This window comes from Kitasatospora sp. NPDC047058 (assembly GCF_040643935.1).
GTDB lineage: Bacteria > Actinomycetota > Actinomycetes > Streptomycetales > Streptomycetaceae > Kitasatospora.
In genome coordinates this window covers 1-21,020 of record NZ_JBEYVJ010000118.1, presented here as the reverse complement: position 1 = coordinate 21,020, position 21,020 = coordinate 1, and the positions used below count along the sequence as shown (strand labels likewise).

The following is a 21,020-nucleotide window of genomic DNA, read 5'->3' as shown; positions in this document are numbered from 1 at the left end:
ACACACACCCCCACCCCCCGCAACCGAGGTGACTTGCCTTTCTGAGTGATGTACCCCGGTGTCCGCTGCCCCTGGGCCGGGGGGGCCGGCCCCCCCCCCCCCCGGCCGGCGGACCGGCGGTTGGAGGAGCGGCGGCCCGGGCCGCCTGCTCAGGGAGTGTCCGGCACGCCCTGAGCCACTGCCGTCAGCCCGTTCCCACCCAGGCCCGGTTGCCGAGGAGGGTCTTGATGTCCGAAGCCAGCCCGTTGCCGGGGTTCACCTGGAAGCCCAGCTCGTAGAGGGTGTCCTTGTCCCAGTTGGTGGTCAGCAGCCGGACCGGGACGTCGCCGGGGTGCGCCTGGAGGGCGAGTTTGAGCTCGGCGACCGTCTCGGCGGTGATCTTGCCGAGCGGCACGGTGATCTGGACGGGCGGCTTGGTGCCGAGTTCGGCGGAGGAGACGTCGAGGGTGTTGATCTCCTGGCCGAAGATGCTCAGCGAGCCGTCGCGTTCGTTGAGGCGGCCGCGGACCGAGATGACGTTGTCCTCGATCATCTGCTCGGCCATGAGGTTGTAGGTCGCGGGGAAGAACAGCACCTCGACCGAGCCGTCACGGTCGGCCAGGGTGATGATCGCCCAGGCGTTGCCGGCCTTGTTGATCCGGCGGTCGACGGCGGTGATCAGGCCGGAGAGGCGGACCTCGCCCTCGGTGCGGCCGGAGCCGAGGAGTTCGGCGATCGACGTGTCGCGGTTCTGCGAGAGGATGTGCTCGGCGCCGTCCAGCGGGTGGCTGGAGACGTAGAGGCCCAGCATCTCCCGCTCCAGCGCGAGGAGTTGGCGGCGGGGCCACTCACGGTCGGTGAGCTGGAAGTCCAGGCCGATGCCGCCGCCGTCGCCGGGTTCGAGGGCGCCGAACAGGTCGTCCTGGCCGATCGCCTGCTGCTTCTTCACCCCGGTGACCGCGTCGATCGCGGTCTCGTGCACGGTGCTGAGCGAGAGCCGGGTGTGCCCGAGCGAGTCGAAGGCGCCGGCCTTGACCAGGGAGTCGACGGTGCGCTTGTTGCAGACCACCAGCTCGACCTTGTCCAGGAAGTCCGGGAAGGAGGCGTACTTGCCCTTCTCCTTGCGGGTCGTCACCAGCGACTCGATGACCGGCACGCCGACGTTGCGCACCGCCTTGAGGCCGAAGCGGACGTCGCTGCCGACGGCGGTGAAGTCGACCACGGACTCGTTGACGTCGGGGGAGAGGATCCGGATGCCCATCTGCCGGCACTCGGCCAGGTAGACGGCCATCTTGTCCTTGTCGTCGGCGACGGACGTGAGCAGCGCGGCCATGTACTCGGCGGGGTAGTTGGCCTTGAGGTAGGCGGTCTGGTACGAGACCAGGCCGTACGCGGCGGAGTGCGATTTGTTGAAGGCGTAGCCGGCGAACGGGACCAGGACGTCCCAGACCGCCTGGATGGCCGCGTCGGAGTAGCCGCGCTCCTTGCAGCCGGCGTGGAAGGGGACGAACTCCTTCTCCAGCACCTCCTTCTTCTTCTTGCCCATCGCGCGGCGCAGCAGGTCGGCCTGGCCGAGGCTGTAGCCGGCCAGCACCTGCGCGGCTCGCTGGACCTGCTCCTGGTAGACGATCAGGCCGTAGGTGGGGCCGAGGACCTCGCTGAGCGGGGCCTCCAGCTCGGGGTGGATCGGCAGGATCTCCTGCTGGCCGTTCTTGCGGAGCGCGTAGTTGGTGTGGGAGTTCATGCCCATCGGGCCGGGCCGGTACAGCGCCGAGACTGCGGAGATGTCGGCGAACTCGGTGGGCTTCATCAGGCGCAGCAGGGCCCGCATGGGGCCGCCGTCGAGCTGGAAGACGCCGAGGGTGTCGCCGCGGGCGAGGAGCTGGTAGGTGGTGGGGTCGTCGATCGGGATCTTCTCGATGTCGACGTCGACGCCCCGGTTGGCCTTGATGATCTTGATGCAGTGGTCGATGATGCCCAGGTTCCGCAGACCCAGGAAGTCCATCTTGATCAGGCCCATGGCTTCGCACGACGGGTAGTCGAAGCCGGTGATGATCACGCCGTCCTTGTCCCGCATGTGCAGCGGGATCAGGTCGAGCAGCGGGGTGGAGGAGAGGATGACGGCCGCGGCGTGCACGCCGGTGCCGCGGATCAGGCCCTCGATGCCCCGGCCGGTGTCGATGATCTTCTTGACGTCCGGCTCGTTCTCGTAGAGCCCGCGGATCTCGGTGCCCTCGTTGTAGCGCGGGTGGCCCTCGTTGAAGAGGTCGGCCAGCGGGACGCCCTTGCCCATGACGTCCGGCGGCATCGCCTTGGTGATCCGGTCGCCCATCGAGAACGGGTAGCCGAGGATGCGGTTGGCGTCCTTGACGGCGGCCTTGGCCTTGATCGTGCCGAAGGTGTTGACCTGGGCAGTGTAGGCGGAGCCGTACTTCTCGGTGACGTAGCGCACCATCTGGTCGCGCTGGCGGTCGTCGAAGTCGATGTCGACGTCCGGGGGGTTGATGCGCTCGGGGTTGAGGAACCGCTCGAACAGCAGGTCGTGCTCCAGCGGGTCGAGCTGGGTGATGCCGGTCAGGTAGGCGACCATCGAACCGGCCGCCGAGCCTCGGCCGGGGCCGACCGGGATGCCGTTGTCCCGGCCGTACTGGCAGATGTCGGCGACCACGAGGAAGTAGGCGTCGAACCCCATCGGGGTGATCACGCCCATCTCCAGCTCGACCCGGTCCAGCACCTCCTGGCTCGGGTTGTCGCCGTAGCGGTGCTGCAGACCGGCGGCGATCTTCTGGCGCAGGTACGAGGCCTGGGTCTCGCCCTCGGGCACGTCGAACTGCGGCATCCGGTCGACGTAGGTGAAGACCTCCTCGTACGACTCGACCCGCTCGGCGATCGCCAGCGTGTTGTCGCAGGCCTCCGGCAGCTCGCGGAAGAGCTCGCGCATCTCCTCGGCGGTCTTCACGTAGTAGCCGGTGCCCTGGAACTTGAACCGGTTCGGGTCGTCCTTGTTCTTGCCCACGCCGACGCAGAGCAGGCTGTCGTGGGCGTCCGCCTGGTCGGCGGTCACGTAGTGCGAGTCGTTGGTGGCCAGCAGCGGGATGTCCAGCTGCTTGGCCAGCCGGAGCAGGTCGGCGCGGACCTGGCGCTCGATGTCCAGGCCGTGGTCCATCAGCTCCAGGAAGTAGTTCTCCTTGCCGAAGATGTCCTGGTAGGCGCCGGCGGCCTTGACCGCCTCCTCGTACTGGCCCAGCCGCAGCCGGGTCTGCACCTCGCCCGAGGGACAGCCGGTGGTGGCGATGATGCCGGTCGCGTTGGCGGCGATCAGCTCGCGGTCCATCCGGGGCTTCATGTAGTAGCCCTCCATCGACGCGAGCGAGGAGAGCTTGAAGAGGTTCCGCAGGCCGGTGGCGTTCTGTGCCCACATCGTCATGTGGGTGTAACGGCCGCCGCCGGAGACGTCCTTGCCGCCCTCGCCGTCCGCACCGGTCGGGCGCTGGCCGCCGGGCGACCAGAACACCTGCTTCTTCAGGAAGCGCGAGGCGGGGGCGACGTACGCCTCGATGCCGATGATCGGCTTCACGCCGGTCTTGGCGGCGGCGTGGAAGAACTCGTAGGCGCCGAACATGTTGCCGTGGTCGCTCATCGCGATGGCGGGCATGCCCTGTCTCTCCGCCTCGGCGAACAGCTTCCCGTTCTTCGCGGCTCCGTCCAGCATCGAGTACTCGGTGTGGACGTGCAGGTGCGTGAAGCTGTCGGACACGGCGGGGTGCTCCAAGGTGGACCGCGGGACGGGGAGCGGTCCAGGCTAGCGGTTCGGCGCGCACGACGCGCCGGAGCGTGCCTCCGCGGAGCCCGTCCCGGCGGATCCGCCGGGGAGGACGTCGCGCGACGGTGCGCGTGATCCCGGTCGCACCGCCACCGTGCGGACGCGAAGGGCGCCGGAAGGGCACCGGACGGGCGCCGCGGGGCAGGGGGACGCCCGCCCTGGCCGGCCGGGCCAGGGCAGGCGCCCCCGGCGCTATTTGAGCCAGCCCAGCTGCTGGGCGCGCACCCCCGCCCGGAAGCGGTTGTCCGCCCCGAGCTTCTCCATCAGGTCGTTCATCAGCCGGCGCAACGTCCGGGTGGAGATCCCGAGTTCGCGGGCGATCGCCTCGTCCTTGAACCCGGCGTTCATCAGCCGCAGGATCCCCGCTTGCTGCCCGGTAAGCGGGGTGTCGTCGAGGTCCTGCGGCGCCGGGGCGTCGGTGCCGAGTTCGACCGCGGACTGCCAGCAGTGCTCGAAGACGCGCCGGAGCAGCCGGGTGATCACCGGACCGCGGGTGACCATCGCGGTGGGCTGCGCCTCGGTGCCGAAGGCCGGCGTGAAGGCCATCACCTCGTCGATGACGATCAGTCGGAACGGGATGGTCGGGGCCAGCCGGATCCGGACCCCGGCGCGCTGCATGTCCTCCAGCAGGGCCAGGCCCTGCGGGAGCCGTGCGGTGGAGGCGAGATGGATGGTGCGCATCCCCACGCCGCGGTCGAGGACCTTCTGGTTGCGCTCCAGCCGGGCCTTGGAGCGGCTCTCCACGACCGGGCCGGGGTGCATGCTCAGCACCTCGTCCTGCGCCAGTTCGGTGCAGTCCTCCAGGACTTCGGAGATGCGGTCGAGGCCGACGATCAGCTCGGCCGGCGCCATGCTCTCCTGCTGCTGGTACTGGTCGGCGAGTTCGGTGGTGAGCAGCCGCATCGCCTTACGGATCCGGATGGCCTCCTCCAGCGAGCGCGCGGCCGTCTGTTCCGCCTGCTGCGCAAGGCGGTTGAGCGCGGTCTCGGTGGCGGTGGCGGTGACGGTGGGCCGGCCGGCGCTGTGGCCGGACTCGGCCAGCAGCCCGAGCTCGGTGAGCAGCGCCACGGCCTCGTCGATGGAGGATGGATCCAGGCCCGCGCGGGCACAGAGCTCCGGGGTGCCCAGATTCGGCTCATTCCGTAACTGCCGGTACAGGGATGCCAGGACTTTCCGGTCCTTCTCAAGATCCATTGCTACTCCGTGGTGGTGGTGCTGCTCGGTCGTGCTGCTCTGTGGTGCTGCTCTGCAGTGCTCTGTACTGCTGCTCTCTGGTTCTCGCGCGGACAAACCTGGCCGTCACCAGTCACGGCACCTTTGGGACAGCGATCATCCCTGGACTTACCGAGGTTTGGTGAGCAGGATCGAAGGTAACCGCGCTCGGGACACAGCGTACGGGCGGGGCATGTCAAGCAGGGTGAATTGACTGGGGGGATGAGCGGTATGGTGGCCATTCGGCGCGCATTTCAGCCGGGTTGGGTGGGTTTCGGAATCCCGGCCGGCCCCGTGAGCGGGCAGGACGGAGACCTCGAGTGGGGCTGATCCGGACTCAGTCCGCAGGTGGCGGAGGGGGAGCGGTCCGGTGCAGCTGACACTGCCGTCGATGGCGGCGCTGATGTTGTTCGTGCCCACGGTGATCGCGGTGGTCGCGGTGCCGGGCCCGAACATGCTGCTGATCCTCAGCCGGGGCATCGGCCAGGGTCGGCGGGCGGCGTTCGCCTCGGCGGTCGGGGTCGAACTGGGCACGCTGGTCCACGTTCTGGGCACGGTGGTCGGGGTGTCGGCGCTGATCGCCGCCTCCGCGCTGGCCTTCAACGTGGTGAAGTACGCCGGCGCCGCGTACCTGGTCTACCTGGGTGTCCGAACCCTGCTGTCCAAGACCGGCGCACTGGGTGAGGGTCCGTCAGGTCAGGAGCCTCACCGTCCGGTCGGGGCACTGTTGCGCCAGGGCGTCCTGGTGAACGTGCTCAACCCCAAGGTCGCGCTCTTCTTCCTGGCCCTGCTGCCGCAGTACGTCGACCCTGACCGGGGCTCGGTGGCGAGCCAGACCCTGGCGCTCGGCCTGGTGTTCTTCGCGATCGCCCTGGCCATGGACCTGGTGTACGCGGTGGCCTCGATCGGTGTGGGCGCCTGGCTCGCCCGCAGTGTGCGGTTCGCCCGCGCGCAGAAGTACATCACCGGCTGTACCTATCTCGTGCTGGGTGTCTCCGCCGCGTTCGCGCAGCCCTCGGGGCGGCACGCGGACTGACCTGGCGGTGCCCGGCCTCGCCCGGGGGGGGGCTTTCGGGTGTCGGAACAGCGACATCGGGAGCGCCTCCGTCCAAATCGGGCAGTTCATCAATCAACTTTTTCGGCTGTATTCATCTATTAACTTTTTGACGGGTCCGCGCGCCCATCGCCGCGGCCGCTCGTCGCCTTTGGGTGGATTCCACCCGTACGGAGCGGGCGATTCCGCCTGCGCACTTTTTCAGTGGCCGTAATCGGTTTTCGGCTGCTCCCTCAGACATTCCTACGTGAGACGGAGGACTGCTCATGCCGTGGAGATCCCTCCCTGGCCGGATCGCCGAACAGGCGGAGCTCCGCCCGCAGGCGCCGGCACTGCTCTGGCACGCGGACGAGGTGAGCTACGCGGACCTGCACCGGATGGCCGGCGCGGCCGCCGTGCGGCTGGCCGACCTGGGCCTGCCGTCCGCGGAGCCGGTCGCCGTGGTGGCGAAGAAGTCGCCGCAGGCCATCGCCGTGGTGCTGGCCTGCCTGATGCTCCGCCAGCCGGTCCTGCTGCCCTCGGCGGAGCTCGGCGCCGAGACGCTGTCCGCCCTGCTGGAGCGCTGCGGTGCCCGGCGGCTACCCGATCCGGCCGAACTGACCTCGGGGGAGGGCGGGTTCACCGTCCGCGAGGACGGTGACCCGGACGACGTGGCGCTGCTGCTGACCACCTCGGGCTCCACCGGGCTGCCCAAGGTCGTGCCGCTGACCGGCGGCGCGGTGGAGCGCTTCGGCGACTGGGCGGCCGGCTACTTCGGCATCGGTCCGGAGAGCACGGTGCTCAACTACGCGCCGCTGAACTTCGACCTCTGCCTGCTCGACATCTGGACCACCCTCAGCCGTGGCGGCTGCGTCAACCTGGTCGACCAGGACCTCGCCGCCAACCCGGCCCACCTGCTGGCGCAGTTCCAGGCCCGGCCGGTCCAGGTCGTCCAGGGCGTCCCGATGCTCTACCAGCTGCTCGCCCAGGCCGCCGAGGCCGACGAGGAGCTGCGGCTGGACTCCGTCGAGCACGCGCTGCTCACCGGCGACGCCGTCAGCGCCCGGGGCTTCGAGCCGCTGCCGGACCTGCTGCCCAAGGCGGTCTTCCACAACGTCTACGGCTGCACCGAGACCAACGACAGCTTCATCCACACGATCGACCCGATCGACCCGATGCCGTACGGTACGGTTCCGATCGGCCGCCCGATCGACGGGGTGGACGCGCTGGTCCTGGACGAGGACGGCGCCGAGCTGACCGGGCCGGGCCGCGGCGAACTCGTGGTCTCCACGCCGTTCCAGACCGCCGGCTACCTGGACGCCGAGCTCGACCGGGGCGTCTTCTCGGAGCGCGCCGGCGGGCGGCGCTACTACCGCACCGGCGACCTGGTCCGCCGTCACGAGGACGGCGTGCTGACACTGGAGGGCCGGCGCGACTTCGTGGTGAAGGTCCGCGGCGTGCGGATCAACACCGCCGAGGTCGAGGCCGCCCTGCGCAGCCACCCGGCCGTCACCGAGGCGGCGGTGCTCGCCGAGCCCGACGAGCTCGCCGGCATGCGGCTGCACGCCGTCGTGCAGCGCGCCGAGGGCGTGAAGCTCAACTCCCTGATCATCCGTCAACACGCAGCCGGGCTGCTGCCCCGGGTGGCCATCCCCAGCACCTTCGAGCTGGTGGACACCCCGCTGCCCCGCACCAGTACCGGGAAGCTCGACCGCAAGGCCGTACAGCGCCGCACCCGGCAGGCGCAGGCCGACCACCGAACCGACACCACCGCCTCCGGAGGCTGAACATGGCGCGCACCGACGACATCAAGCGTTACCTGATCGAGCAGTTCCTGCTGGACGTCACCGTCGACGAGCTCGAGGACGACTTCGACCTGCTGGCCAACGGCGTGGTCGACAGCCTCGGCCTGCTGACCCTGGTCGGCTGGCTGGAGAACACCTACAAGCTGGACATCGACGCGCTCGACATCCTGCCCGAGAACTTCCGCTCGGTCGCCTCCATCGACGCCTTCCTCACCCAGGCCGACGCGGTGGCGAGCGGGGCGAAGTAGCCGTGTCCGATCTGCTGCAGACCCTGGTCCGGGGCACCGGACCGGTGGAGCGCCCGGTCTGGGCGGACTTCTGGGAGCGGCTGCACGAGCGCCGGCTGAAGAGCGGCGAGGCCCTCGCGGTCCTCGCCTCGCTCTCCACCCGCACGCCCGCGACGCCGACCCTGGAGTCGTTCCTCGGCTCGCTCGCCGACCGGTCCGCGCCGCTGCCGGCCCGCTGGCCCGGCGTCGTCAACCTGGTCGGCACCGGAGGCGGCCCCGCCACCTTCAACCTGACCACCGCCGCGGTCCTGGTGGCCGCGGCGACCGGGGTGCCGATCGTCAAGACCGGGTCGCGCGGCTACAGCAGCCGGTACGGCTCGATCGACATCCTGGACCGGCTCGGCATCCCGACCGCGCGCTCCTACGCCGAGTGCGAGGACCTGCTCGGCCGGTTCAACCTGGCCTTCGCCGCCGGGTTCGTCTACCCGGTGGAGCTGACCGAGCTGGCCCGCGCCGTCGTGCCCTACGGCATGCAGCAGATCGGCCGGTTCGTCAACGTGCTCGGTCCGTTCCTGGCCGCGGTGCCCGTCGAGGTCCAGCTGACCGGCGTCTCCTCGCCGGAACTCTGGGACGGCTTCGCCGAGCTGGCGGCGGACCGGCCGGTCTGGCTGGTGCGCAACGGCCTCGGCGTGGACGAGCTGCTCAGCTTCACCGCGAACACCGTGCTGGCGAACGGCACGGAGCTGACCGTCGGGCCGGAGACGGTCGGCGCGTCGGCGGATGGCACCCTGGCGGACCTCCGCCCGGCCGAGGAGGGCACCGACGCCGCCGAGCACCTGCTCGGACTGCTCCGGGGCCACGGCCCGGAGGCCGCGGTGGAGAGCATCTGCCTCAACGCGGCGGCCGCGGCCGTCGCCTCCGGCCGGACCACCGACTGGGCGCAGGCCTACCGGACGGCCCGGACGGCGGTGCACGACGGCGCCGCGGTCGAGCTGGTGGAGCGGCTGCGCAAGGAGGTGCGGGCCAATGGCTGAGCACCCGGACCGCACCGGCACCGCCGTCCGCACCGGGCCCGCCGCGCCCGCAGGCTCCGCGGGCTCCGCGGCCGGGTTCTTCCCCGGCCGCGGTCCCGCCGACCCGGGACTGGCGCTGTTCCTCAACGCCGGCGACCCGGGGCTGGACCGGCTCGACGAGCTGGTGCGGCTGCTGGACGCCGAGCGGGTGGACTGCCTGGAACTGGCCGTCCCGTTCCCCGACTCGGTGACCGACGGGCCGGTCATCCGGCGCTCCGCCCGGCGGGCGCTGGACCGGGGCGTCGACCTGGAGGCCGTGCTCGGCTTCGTCGAGCGGGTCCGGCCGGACCTGCGGCACACCCGGATCGCGCTGCTCGCCGACTGGGGCCACTCGGTGAAGCCGGTGGGCCTGGAGGAGTTCCTGCGCCGGGCCAGGGGCGCGGGAGCGGACGCGACCCTGCTGCACGGCCTCCCGCCGCTGGCCCGCCGGCGGTACCTGGAGGCCGCGGAGCGGATCGGGCAGCCGGTGGTGACCACCTGCTACTCGAACTCGCCCCGTGAAGTCCTGGCCGAGAGCGCCGAGTTCGCCTCGGCGTACCTGTACCTGGTGGCCCACTTCGGCCGGTCCGGCACTGTGCCGGCCCCGGACCGCGCGGCGCTCGCGCCGGTGGTCACCACCCTGAAGGGGCTCACCACCGCCCCGGTGGCCGTGGGCTTCGGAGTCCGCACCGCCCGGGACGTGGCGGCCATGGGGGAGCTGGGAGCCGACGCCGCCATCGTCGGAAGCGCCCTGGTGGCCGAGATCGAGCGGGTCCAGGAGTCCGGCGGCGATCTGCTCGCCGAACTCTCCGGATTCGTCCGCGGGCTGCTGCACCGGCCCGCACAACAAGAACAACTGCCCAATCACTGAACGGAGTTCACCATGCTCATTCGCAAGCTCGAGGACGTCAAGACGGTCGAGTGGGGCAACGGCGTCAGCCGCCGCTTCCTGGTCGAGGCCGACCAGATGGGCTACTCGGTCACCGACACCGTCGTGTCCGCCGGCACCAAGTCGCTGCTGGAGTACAAGCGGCACCTGGAGGCCTGCTACTGCATCTCGGGCCGCGGCGAGGTCGTCGACATGGCCGGCAACAGCCACGTCATCGAGCCGGGCACGCTGTACGCGCTGGACGAGCACGACGCGCACTGGCTGATCGCCTGGCCGGAGGAGGACCTCCGCCTGGTGTGCGTCTTCACCCCGGCGCTGCGCGGCGACGAGGTGCACGACCTCACCGGCTCCGCGTCCTCCCACTACTGAGCCCGCCCGCGCCACCGACCACCGACCGGGGAATGAAGCTGCGATGATCGAATGGTCTGCCGACCAGCGCGAGTTGCGCGACGGCCTGACACCGTGGTTCGAGAAGTTCGGTGACGACCACCTGGCACACGACAAGGCCGCGCGGTTCCCGCGCGGTCCGTGGCAGGCGGTCGTCGACTCGGGACTGCTCGGCCTGCCCTTCGAGCCCGAGTGCGGGGGGCTCGACCAGGACCTGCTGACCACCATGTACGTCCTGGAGGGCCTCGGCCACGGCTGCCGCAACGGCGGGTTGAACTTCTCCGTCACCACCAGCATGGTGAGCGTCGGAGTCCCGCTGCAGCGTTTCGGTTCGGCCGCCCAGAAGGAGCGGTACCTCACCGGGATCGCCGCGGGCAGCCTGATCGGCGCCCACGCGATCAGCGAACCCGGCGGTGGGTCGGACGCGTTGGCGATGCGCACCTCCGCGGTGCCCGACGGCGACGCGTACGTGCTGAACGGGAGCAAGACCTTCGTCAGCAACGGACCGGTGGCGGACGTGATCGCGGTCTACGCCAAGACCGATCCGACCGCCGGTCCGCTGGGGGTGACCACCTTCCTCGTGGAGCGGGACACCCCCGGGCTGACCGTCGGCAACCCGATCGAGAAGATGGGCCTCAAGTCCTCGCCGATGTCGGAGATCTTCTTCGACGACTGCCGGGTGCCGAAGGCCAACGTGATCGGCCGGGCCGGCACCGGGTTCCTGGTGCTCGACCACGTGATGAAGTGGGAGATCCTCTGCTCCTTCGCCGTCACGCTCGGCGAGATGCGCCGCCGGCTGGAGGAGTGCATCGCCTACGCGAAGGAGCGGACCGCGTTCGGGCAGCCGATCGGCTCCTTCCAGCTGGTGCAGAGCCGGATCGTGGAGATGCGGATCGGCGTCGAGACCTCGCGGCGCTGGCTCTTCGACACCGCCGAGGCCCTGATCGCCGGCCGGGACATCACCGTCGACCTGGCCTCCACCAAGCTGGTGGTCAGCGAGGCGAACCTGGCCTCCGCCCTGAACGCCGTGCAGATCTTCGGCGGGAACGGCTACATGGCCGAGTACGGCGTCGAGCAGGAGCTGCGCAACGCCGTCGCCGGGACGATCTACTCCGGCACCTCCGAGGTCCAGCGGGTCCGGATCGCGACCATGCTCGGCCTCTGACCGGACCGTTCCGAGAACAAGGAGCCACTCCCATGTCGAGCGACGCATTCGCCACCACCCTGGCGGCGACCGACTTCATCGACCACGCCTCGCCGGAGGTGAGCGCCTTCGTCGCCGAGGTGCTGCCGGACGGCGGAGCGGACGACCGCGACCGCGCGGTGAAGCTCTACTACGCCGTGCGGGACCGGATCAACTACGAGATCTACGGCGCGGACTTCTCCCGCGAGGCACTGACGGCCAGTCAGACCCTGCAGGCGAAGCGCGGCATGTGCATCCACAAGTCGCTGGTGTACCTGGCCGCACTGCGCTCGGTCGGCGTCCCCGGGCGCCTGGTGCTCACCGACGTGCGCAACCACCTGGCGTCCGACCGGATCAAGGAGTACGTCGGCGGCGACGTGTTCCACTACCACGCGCTCACCTCCGTCTACCTGGACGGCCGCTGGGTGCGGGCCACCCCGGTGTTCAACAAGCTGCTCTGCCGCCTGTACGGGATGAAGCCGCTGGACTTCGACGGGACGGCCGACAGCGTGCACCACCCCTTCGACGAGCACGGCGCGCGTCAGATGGAGTTCCTGCGCGAGCACGGCGAGTTCGACGACCTTCCGTACGACCTGGTGCTGACCGGGATGCGCCGCGAGCACCCCGGTCTGTTCGCCGGGCCGGACGCCCACCGGTTCACCGCCGGATCGCTGGTGGCCGACGCGGCCGCCCGCCGCACCACCTGACGCCCATCCCACCTCTCCCACAACCAGGCCCGGAGGCCGCAACCGTGGACACCATCAAGTACCAGCTCGCCGACTCACAGATCCCGACGACCTGGTACAACCTCGCCGCCGACCTTCCCGTGCTGTCGCCGCCGCTGCACCCGGGCACCGGGCAGCCGGCGACCGTCGAGGACCTGCTCGGGATCATGCCGAAGGAGCTGGCCGAGCAGGAGCTCACCCTGGAGCGGGACATCGAGATCCCGTCCGTCGTCCGGCAGATCTACGCCCAGTGGCGCCCGGCGCCGCTGTTCCGGGCCCGCCGCCTGGAGAAGCTGCTCGACACCCCCGCGCGGATCTACTACAAGTACGAGGGCGGCAGCCCGGCCGGCAGTCACAAGCCCAACACCGGCATCGCGCAGGCCTTCTACAACAAGGAGGCCGGCATCCGCCGGCTCGCCACCGAGACCGGGGCCGGCCAGTGGGGCTCCTCGCTGTCCCTCGCCGGGGCCTTCTTCGGCCTCGAGGTCAAGGTCTTCATGGTGAAGGTCAGCTACCACCAGAAGCCGTACCGCCGCGCCCTGATGCACTCCTACGGCGCCACCTGCGTGCCCAGCCCCTCGACCGAGACCGCCGCCGGCCGCGGCATCCTCGCCGAGGACCCGGACTGCCCCGGCAGCCTCGGCATCGCCACCTCGGAGGCGATCGAGGTCGCGATGAACGACCCGTTCACCAACTACGCGGGCGGCAGCGTGCTCAACCACGTCGCGCTGCACCAGACGGTGATCGGCAAGGAGGCGCTGCTCCAGCTGGAGATGGCCGACGACTACCCGGACATCGTCATCGGCGCCGCCGGCGGCGGCAGCAACCTGGCCGGCCTGGCCTTCCCGTTCCTCGGCGAGCAGCTGCGCGGCGGCCGCCGCGTCCGGGTGATCGCCGCCGAGCCGGCCGCCTGCCCGAGCCTCACCCAGGGCCGCGTCGCCTACGACTTCGGCGACACCACCGGTCTGACCCCGCTGCTGAAGATGCACACCCTCGGCCACTCCTTCGTGCCGCCCGCCATCCACGCCGGCGGCCTGCGCTACCACGGCATCGCGCCGCTGGTCAGCCAGGCGCTCGAGGACGGTCTGATGGAGGCGCGCGCCGTCCCGCAGACCCGCTGCTTCGAGGCCGGCGTGACCTTCGCCCGCACCGAGGGCATCGTGCCGGCCCCCGAGTCCACCCACGCCATCCGGGTGGCCATCGACGAGGCGCTGCGCCTCAAGGAGGAGGGCCGCTCCGAGGCGATCCTGTTCGGCCTCTCCGGCCACGGCCACTTCGACCTCACCGCGTACGAGAAGTACCTGGGCGGCGAGCTCGTGGACGAGGGCTACGACGAGGAGCTGGTGGCGCGCTCGCTGGCCAAGCTGCCCCAGCAGTTCGGGTCGGGGTCCGCCGACTCGCAGGTCGCGGGGAGCTGAGCGGACGCATGCGGCTGAAGGTGTGCGGGGTGACCGGCGAGGACCAGCTGCGGCTGCTCGCCGGGGCCCCGGTCGATCTGATCGGGCTCTGGTACGGCGTGCCGGACGGGCCCGCCGACCTCGCCCTGGCGGAGCTGGCCGAGCTGGCCGGTCTCGCACAGGCGTCCGGCGGGCCGGCCCCCGTCCTGGTGACCCTGCTCGCCGACCCGGTGGCGCTCCGCGAGGCGGTCACCGCCTCCGGGGTGTCCCGGGTGCAGCTGCACGGCTACGCCACGCCGGCCCAGGTGGCGGCGATCCGCGCGGAGCTGCCCGCCGTCGAACTGCTGAAGGTGCTGCACGTCCGGGACGGCCGGGTGCTGGAGGCGCCGCTGGTCGGGGCCTACGAGCGGGCGGGCGTCGACGTCTTCCTGTTCGACTCGGTCGCCGCCGACGGCAAGATCGGCAGCACCGGCGTGCCGCTGGCGGCCGGCGCCGTCGAGGCGGTGTTGGAGCGGCTCTCCAAGCCGTTCATGCTGGCCGGCGGGATCACCGCGCTCAACGCCTGTGCGTACCGGGCGGCCCGGCTCCACCCGCTGTTCGCCGGCATCGACGTGGACAGCGGTGCACGCGGCGCGGGGGGCGGCTTCGAGGCGCCCCGGATCGAGGGCATCCGGGCGGCCTGGCAGTCCACCGCCGGGGACTTCCCCGCGGCGCTGCTGGCCGCCCGGCTGCCGGTGATCATGGAGCTGAAGGCCCGCAGCGCCCACGGCGAGGACCTCTTCCGCGGCCGGCCGGTGCAGGCCATCGTCGACGAGTACACCCGGCTGGGTGCACCCGCGCTCTCGGTGGTCACCGGCTCGTGGTTCGGCGGCACCCCCGCGCTGCTGGACGAGGTCGCGGCCGCCACCGAACTGCCGGTCCTGGTGAAGGACTTCTTCACCAAGGAGCGGCAGCTCGCCCAGGCCCGCGCGGCCGGGGCGTCCGCCGTGCTGCTCACCGCCACGGTGCTGCCGCGCGGCGTGCTGCCCGGGCTGATCGAGTCCGCCCTGGAGCACGGGCTGACCCCGTTCGTCGAGGTCACCGACGAGCGCGAGCTGGCGACCGTGGTGCACGGCGAGTCCTGCGTGGTGGCCGTCAACAACAAGGACATCCGGCAGAAGGAACAGGACGCGCCCGACCTCGGACGCAGCCTGCGCCTGCTGCCCGACGTCCTCGCCACCGGCACCAGGGTGCCGGTCAGCGCCAGCGGCATCGAGACGCCGCAGGACGCCACCGGGCTGCTCGCCGCCGGCTACCGGGGCCTGCTCATCGGCACCGGCCTGCTGCGCCACCCGGACCTGCCGGGCTGGTTCGGCGAACTCGGCGAGGGGGTGGCGGCGGCATGGTGACCACCGACGCCGGCACCGCGGCCCGCCCCGCGACGGAGGCCGCGGGCCGGTCGCTGCGGGCCGCACTGGCCGGGCTCCCGGTGCTCACCCGGGACGAGCCGATCGCCCGGGACGCGGTCGCCGCGGACTTCGCCGAGCGGTACTCCGGCGTGCCCGCGGTCGGCGTGGCCCGGCCCGAACCGGCCGTGCTGTACACCGCGCCCGTCCCGCCCGGCCCGCCGGTGCTGCTCGGGCTGTACGGCGACGAGGACCGGCTGCGCGGCTGGCTGCCCGGCCTGCCGGAGCGGACCACGCCGCAGGGCGCCGCCGCCCTGCTGGCCGCCGGCCTCCCGCCGGTCCGGGTGGCCGCGGCGCCCTGCCAGGAGGTGGTGGCCGGCGAGGTCGACCTGCGCGACCTGCCGGTGCTCACCACCACCCCCAGGGACGCCGGCCCGTACCTGACGGCCGCCCTGGTGCACGCCGGGGACGCCGGCACCGGGGAGAGCGCGCTCTCCTCGCACCGGATGCTGGTCATCGGCCGCGACCGGCTGACCGTCTGGATGGTGCCCGGCCGCCGGCTCGGCGAGCTCTACGAGCGGGCGGTGGCGCGCGGCGAGCGCCTGCCGGTCACCGTCAACCTCGGGGTGCCGCCCGCCGCGATGGTCGCCTCGGCGCTCAACTCCCGCTTCCTGCCAGAGGGCACGGACAAGCTGACGGTGGCCGGCGGGCTCGCCGGGGCGCCGCTCACGCTCGTCCCGGCCCGCACCCAGCCCGGGGCGGCCGCGCTCGCCGAGAGCGAGATCGTCCTGGAGGGGTACCTGGACGGCACCCTGGCCGACGAGGCCCTGCCGGGCGCCGCCCCGGCCGGGTCGCTGCCGGAGTTCCTCGGCTACGACGGGCGGGCCAGGAGCGGGCTGCCGGTGATCACCGTCACCGGCGTCACCACCCGGCGCGACCCGCTCTACCAGGCCGTCATCGGGCCCGGCCGCGAGCAGTCGCACATCCTGGGCGTCGCCGGCGCCCTCTCGGTGGCGCTGTCGCTGCCGTCCGCCCCCGGGCTGCACGTGCAGGACCTGCACTACTCGCCCGCCGGCGGCGGCATGCTGCTGCTCGCCGTCGCCGTCCGCAAGGACTCCGCCGAGGCGGACCGGGCCCTGCCCGCGCTCGCCGAGGAGGTCGTCCGCCGGCACCCGTTCGTCAAGACGGTGCTGTTCACCGACGACGACGTCCGCATCCGCAGCGCCGAGGAGCTGCTGTGGGCGCTGACCACCCGGGCCAACCTCGGCGCCGACTGCGCCGAACTGCCCGGGCACCCACCGGTTCCGATGGACCCGTCGCAGACCGCCGACTGGGCGCGGGCCCGCGGCGGTACGCCGGACGTGCCGGCCCGCACCTACATCGACGCCACCACACCGTACCGGCTGCGCGCCCACACCCGGCGCAGCTTCCCGCCACCGCGGGCCTGACCGACCGGGCCGGCGCGCCCCGTACCCGAGCGCGCCACCGAGCACCGACACGTCGCCGCGCACCCGCGACCCGTCACCGAGCACGACGCGTCACCGAGCACGACGCCACTTTCGAGGGGAAGACATGACTGGGCAGGACACGGCCGGGCGCCGGAACGCCCCGGCAGACTGGAACGACACCGCGCACGAGCTGCCCGGCACGTCGGCGACCCTGACCGGACTGCTGGCCGCCCAGGCGGCCCGCACCCCGGACCGGACCGCGTTGATCTTCGAGGACGTCGAGCTCAGCTACGCCGAACTCGACGCCCGCGCCGAGCGGCTGGCCGAGCGGCTGCGGCGCTACGGGGCCGGCCCGGACCGGCTGGTCGCGCTGACCGTGCCGCGCTCGGTCGAACTGGTGGTCGGCCTGCTGGCGGTGCTGCGCACCGGCGCCGCCTACCTGCCCGTCGACCCGGACTACCCGGCCGACCGGATCGCCTACCTGCTCGACGACGCCGCGCCGGTGCTGCTGCTCAGCCACAGCTCGGTCGGCCACCCGGCGGGGGAGAACGTCCCCACCCTGATCCTCGACGACCCGGCCGGGGCCGACGCCGGCGAGGCGGGCCGCGAGCCGGCCGACGCGGCCGCCCCGCAGCCGGCCGACGCCGCCTACGTCATCTACACCTCCGGCTCCACCGGCCGCCCCAAGGGCGTCGTCGTCCCGCACGAGGGCATCGTCAACCGGCTGCACTGGATGCAGGCCGAGTACGGCCTGACCGAGGACGACCGGGTGCTGCAGAAGACCCCGTCCGGCTTCGACGTCTCGGTGTGGGAGTTCTTCTGGCCGCTGATCACCGGCGCCGTCCTGGTGGTCGCCCGCCCCGAGGGGCACCGCGACCCGGCGTACCTGGCCGAGCTGATCCGTGACCGGCAGGTCACCACCGTGCACTTCGTGCCGTCGATGCTGCAGGCCTTCGTCGACGAGCCGGCCGCCGCCGGCTGCACCGGCCTGCGCCGCGTGATCGCCAGCGGCGAGGCGCTGCCGGTCGAACTCGCCGCCCGCTTCCGGACGGTGCTGCCCGGCGTGCCGCTGCACAACCTGTACGGCCCGACCGAGGCGTCCGTCGACGTCACCTACTGGGAGTGCGTCCCCGAGCCGGGCGAGCTGTCCGTCCCGATCGGCCGGCCGGTCTGGAACACCCGGGTGCACGTGCTCGACGCCGGGCTGCGGCCCGCCGCCGTCGGCGAGACCGGCGAGCTCTACCTCTCCGGCGTCCAGCTGGCCCGCGGCTACCTCGGCCGCCCCGGCCTGACCGCCGAGCGCTTCGTCGCCGACCCGTACGGCCCGCCCGGCACCCGCATGTACCGCACCGGTGACCTCGCCCGGTGGCGCGAGGACGGCGTGGTCGTCTACGCCGGCCGCGCCGACCACCAGGTGAAGATCCGCGGCCTGCGGATCGAGCTCGGCGAGATCGAGGCCGTGCTGGACGCCCAGCCCGGTGTCGGCGCCTGCGCCGTCCTGGCCCGCGAGGACCGCCCCGGCAGCAAGCGGCTGGTGGCCTACCTGGTGCCGGCGCCCGACGCCGTGATCGACCTGGACGCCTTGCGCGAGGCCGCCGAGGCCGCGCTGCCCGAGTACATGGTGCCGAGCGCGTTCCTGCAGCTCGACGCCTTCCCGCTGACCCCCAACGGCAAGCTCGACCGCAAGGCCCTGCCGGCCCCCGCCCTCGCCCCGGCCGGCGAGCGGACCGCCCCGCGCACGCCCACCGAGCGGGTGCTGCACGACCTCGCCGCCGAGCTGCTCGGCCTGCCCGAACTCTCCGTCGACGACAACTTCTTCGACCTCGGCGGCGACTCCATCCGCTCCATCCAGCTGGTCAGCCGCGCCCGCCGCGCCGGGCTGGCGCTCACCCAGCAGGACGTCTTCACCCACCGCACCGTCGCCGCCATCGCCGCGGTCGCCGGGGAGCCGGACGAGGCGGCCGCGTTCGCGCTGCCCGCCCTGCCCGAGCCGCCCGCCGAGCGGCTGGCCCGGCTGAACGCCGCGCACCCCGACGCCACCGAGTTCTGGCCGCTCGCCCCGCTCCAGCAGGGCCTGCTGTTCCACGCCGAGTACTCCCGGGGCGGCCTGGACGTCTACTCCGTGCAGCTGGTGTTCGAGCTCGCCGCCGAGCCCGAGGAGCTGCGCACCGCCGTCGGCCGGCTGCTGGCCCGCCACCCCAACCTCCGGGCCGGCTTCGCCCACGACGACCTGGCGCAGCCCGTCCAGTTCGTCCCGGCGGGCGGCGAGCCCGACTTCACCGTCGTCGAGTACGTCGGCACGAACGCCCCGCGCAAGGCCGCCGAGCTGTTCGACGCCGAGCGCAAGCGCGGCTTCGACCTCTCCGCGCCGCCGCTGGTGCGGGTCGCCGTCGCCGACCTCGGCCCGTACGGCCGGCGCGCCGCCCTGACCTTCCACCACATCCTGGTCGACGGCTGGTCGCTGCCGCTGCTGATGGACGAGCTGACCGCGCTGCTGGCCGGCGAGGAGCCGCGCCCGGTCACCCCGTACCGCGACTACCTGGCGCTGCTCTCCGGCCATGACCAGGAGGCCTCCCGGGAGGCCTGGCACGGCCTGCTGGACGGCCTGGAGGAGCCCACCCTGCTCGCCCCGGCCGCCGCCGGCGGCGCCCGCGTCTCCGGTGAACTGCCGTGCGACCACTGGGTGGAGCTGTCCGCCGAGCTCACCACCCGGCTCGACGGAGTGCTGCGCGCCCGCGGGCTGACCCTCAACACCGCCGTGCAGGGCGCCTGGGCGCTGCTGCTGGCCCGCCTGACCGGCCGCGACGACGTGGTCTTCGGCGCCACCGTCTCCGGCCGCGCGCCCGAACTGCCCGGCATCGAGGGCATGGTGGGCCTGTTCATCAACACCGTGCCGGTCCGGGTCCGGATCGCGCCCGACGGCACGCTGTCCACCCTGCTGGCCGGCATCCAGGAACAGCAGGCGGCGATGGCCGCCCACCAGTACACCGGGCTGGGCGAGATCCAGCAGCTGGCCGGCCACGGCGAGCTGTTCGACACCCTGACGGTCTTCGAGAGCTTCCCCGGGGACCGCACCGGCGCCGCCGTGGACAGCCGCTACGCCGTCCACTACCCGCTGGCGCTGCTCATCCACCCGGGCGAGCGGCTGCGGCTGCGGCTGAGCCACCAGACCCACACCTTCAGCCCGGCAGAGGCGGTCCGGCTCGGCGAGCGGCTGGTGCGCCTGCTGACCGCCCTCGCCGAGGACCCGGAGCAGCGCGCCGAGGAGGTCTCGGTGCTCTCCGCGGCCGAGCGCCACCGCCTGCTGGAGACCTGGAACGCCACCGACGCGCCCGTCGTCCACCGGACGCTGCCCGAGCTGTTCAAGGCCCAGGTGGCCGAGACGCCCGACCACGTCGCGGTGCTGTCCGGCGACCGGAGGCTGACCTACGCGGAGCTCGACGAGCAGGCCAATCGGCTCGCCCACGAGCTGGTCGACCGCGGCGTCGGCCCCGAGCAGTTCGTCGCCCTCGCGCTGCCGCGCGACGAGCGCGCCGTGACCGCGCTGCTGGCCGTCCTCAAGGCCGGCGCCGGCTACCTGCCGGTCGACCCCAAGTACCCGGCCGAGCGCATCGACTACCTGCTCCGCGACGCCCGGCCCGCCCTCGTGCTGACCGTTGACGGGATCGAGCTGCCCGACTCCGGCGTGCCCCGGCTGCTGCTCGACGAGCCCGGCCTCGCCGCCGGCCGCCCCGCCACCGACCCGGTGGTGGAGCTGAAGCCCGAGCACCCGGCGTACGCCATCTACACCTCCGGCTCCACCGGCCGCCCCAAGGGCGTGGTGGTCCAGCACGCCTCGGTGGCCAACCTGGCCGCCTGGGCCCGCGAGGAGTTCGGCCCGGAGCGCCTGGCGCACGTGCTGCTCACCACCTCGCTCAACTTCGACGTCTCGGTGTTCGAGCTGTTCGGCCCGCTGCTCTCCGGCGGCACCGTCGAGGTGCTGACCGACCTGCTGGCGCTCGCCGACCGCGGCGGCCGTCCCGCCAGCCTGGTCAGCGGCGTGCCCTCGGCGCTCGCCCAGCTCGTCGCCCAGGGCGACCTGGACACCGTCGCCGGCACCGTCGTGCTGGCCGGCGAGGGCCTGCCCGCCCAGGCCGGCACCGACATCAAGGCCGCCCTCGGCGCCGACCGGCTCGCCAACATCTACGGGCCCACCGAGGCCACCGTCTACGCCACCGCCTGGTACACCAACGGCCCGGTGGAGACCGCCCCGCCGATCGGCCGGCCGCTGCGCCGCACCCGGGTGTACGTGCTGGACGCCGCGCTGCGCCCGGTGCCGGCCGGGGTCGCGGGCGAGCTGTACATCGCCGGTGACGGCGTGGCCCGCGGCTACCTGGGCCAGGCGGCTACAACGCCTACCAGACCGAGCTGGCCCTGGAGGCCACCCCGGAGGGCGTGGACCTGCTGATGGGCCTGCCGTTCTACTGGGACGACAA

Annotated in this window: 13 protein-coding genes and 1 pseudogene; 12 read left to right on the top strand and 2 right to left on the bottom strand. The window is 72.5% G+C overall.

Translation table 11 applies throughout. The annotated features are described in order from the left end of the window. Positions 1-184 precede the first annotated feature (184 nt). Together dnaE and ABZ885_RS19370 are read right to left on the bottom strand one after the other, a co-directional pair. Positions 185-3,736 (bottom strand): DNA polymerase III subunit alpha, encoded by a 3,552-nt coding sequence (gene dnaE, locus ABZ885_RS19375; protein ID WP_360189699.1) that lies wholly within the window; start codon positions 3,734-3,736, stop codon positions 185-187. A gap of 258 nt (positions 3,737-3,994) precedes the next feature. Then, positions 3,995-4,870, bottom strand: a complete 876-nt coding sequence (locus ABZ885_RS19370; RefSeq protein WP_360189696.1) for a helix-turn-helix transcriptional regulator — start codon at positions 4,868-4,870, stop codon at positions 3,995-3,997. A 514-nt stretch (positions 4,871-5,384) separates the two neighbouring features. On the opposite strand from ABZ885_RS19370, the gene ABZ885_RS19365 reads away from it, so the two are divergent. From ABZ885_RS19365 to ABZ885_RS19310, 12 genes and pseudogenes are all read left to right on the top strand, one after another. Continuing rightward, positions 5,385-6,050: a LysE family translocator gene (locus tag ABZ885_RS19365; RefSeq protein WP_360189693.1), complete on the top strand. Its 666-nt coding sequence runs from the start codon at positions 5,385-5,387 to the stop codon at positions 6,048-6,050. Positions 6,051-6,334: 284 nt separating this feature from the next. After that, the gene (locus ABZ885_RS19360; RefSeq protein WP_360189690.1) at positions 6,335-7,834 is read left to right on the top strand and encodes an AMP-binding protein; all 1,500 of its coding nucleotides are present in this window, start codon (positions 6,335-6,337) and stop codon (positions 7,832-7,834) included. A gap of 2 nt (positions 7,835-7,836) precedes the next feature. Further along, positions 7,837-8,100 carry an acyl carrier protein gene (locus ABZ885_RS19355; protein ID WP_360189687.1) on the top strand — a complete coding sequence of 88 codons (264 nt, stop codon included), beginning with the start codon at positions 7,837-7,839 and terminating at the stop codon, positions 8,098-8,100. A gap of 2 nt (positions 8,101-8,102) precedes the next feature. Beyond that, a complete protein-coding gene (locus tag ABZ885_RS19350; RefSeq protein ID WP_360189684.1) occupies positions 8,103-9,113 on the top strand; it encodes a hypothetical protein in 1,011 nt (336 codons plus the stop codon). Next, positions 9,106-10,002, top strand: a complete 897-nt coding sequence (gene trpA, locus ABZ885_RS19345; protein WP_360189681.1) for a tryptophan synthase subunit alpha — start codon at positions 9,106-9,108, stop codon at positions 10,000-10,002. Before ABZ885_RS19350 ends, trpA begins: the two co-directional genes overlap by 8 nt. Before the next feature lie 12 nt (positions 10,003-10,014). After that, on the top strand, positions 10,015-10,389 hold the full coding sequence (locus tag ABZ885_RS19340) for an ectoine synthase (RefSeq protein ID WP_360189678.1): 375 nt from the start codon (positions 10,015-10,017) through the stop codon (positions 10,387-10,389). Between the two features lie 43 nt (positions 10,390-10,432). Continuing rightward, positions 10,433-11,572 carry an acyl-CoA dehydrogenase family protein gene (locus tag ABZ885_RS19335; protein WP_360189676.1) on the top strand — a complete coding sequence of 380 codons (1,140 nt, stop codon included), beginning with the start codon at positions 10,433-10,435 and terminating at the stop codon, positions 11,570-11,572. A 32-nt stretch (positions 11,573-11,604) separates the two neighbouring features. Next, a complete protein-coding gene (locus ABZ885_RS19330; protein WP_360189673.1) occupies positions 11,605-12,297 on the top strand; it encodes a transglutaminase-like domain-containing protein in 693 nt (230 codons plus the stop codon). A gap of 44 nt (positions 12,298-12,341) precedes the next feature. Next, positions 12,342-13,733: a TrpB-like pyridoxal phosphate-dependent enzyme gene (locus tag ABZ885_RS19325; RefSeq protein ID WP_360189671.1), complete on the top strand. Its 1,392-nt coding sequence runs from the start codon at positions 12,342-12,344 to the stop codon at positions 13,731-13,733. A gap of 8 nt (positions 13,734-13,741) precedes the next feature. Continuing rightward, on the top strand, positions 13,742-15,100 hold the full coding sequence (locus ABZ885_RS19320) for a hypothetical protein (protein WP_360189668.1): 1,359 nt from the start codon (positions 13,742-13,744) through the stop codon (positions 15,098-15,100). Further along, the gene (locus tag ABZ885_RS19315; RefSeq protein WP_360189665.1) at positions 15,094-16,545 is read left to right on the top strand and encodes a UbiD family decarboxylase; all 1,452 of its coding nucleotides are present in this window, start codon (positions 15,094-15,096) and stop codon (positions 16,543-16,545) included. Before ABZ885_RS19320 ends, ABZ885_RS19315 begins: the two co-directional genes overlap by 7 nt. 124 nt (positions 16,546-16,669) lie before the next feature. Further along, positions 16,670-20,908: pseudogene (locus ABZ885_RS19310) on the top strand (amino acid adenylation domain-containing protein); the annotation flags it as partial. Positions 20,909-21,020 lie beyond the last annotated feature (112 nt).

Coding starts and splice junctions, on each gene's coding strand:
- ABZ885_RS19360 (WP_360189690.1), top strand. CDS start 6,335: ATGCCGTGGAGATCCCTCCCTGGCCGGATCGCCGAACAGGCGGAGCTC.
- ABZ885_RS19355 (WP_360189687.1), top strand. CDS start 7,837: ATGGCGCGCACCGACGACATCAAGCGTTACCTGATCGAGCAGTTCCTG.
- trpA (WP_360189681.1), top strand. CDS start 9,106: ATGGCTGAGCACCCGGACCGCACCGGCACCGCCGTCCGCACCGGGCCC.
- ABZ885_RS19340 (WP_360189678.1), top strand. CDS start 10,015: ATGCTCATTCGCAAGCTCGAGGACGTCAAGACGGTCGAGTGGGGCAAC.
- ABZ885_RS19335 (WP_360189676.1), top strand. CDS start 10,433: ATGATCGAATGGTCTGCCGACCAGCGCGAGTTGCGCGACGGCCTGACA.
- ABZ885_RS19330 (WP_360189673.1), top strand. CDS start 11,605: ATGTCGAGCGACGCATTCGCCACCACCCTGGCGGCGACCGACTTCATC.
- ABZ885_RS19320 (WP_360189668.1), top strand. CDS start 13,742: ATGCGGCTGAAGGTGTGCGGGGTGACCGGCGAGGACCAGCTGCGGCTG.
- ABZ885_RS19315 (WP_360189665.1), top strand. CDS start 15,094: ATGGTGACCACCGACGCCGGCACCGCGGCCCGCCCCGCGACGGAGGCC.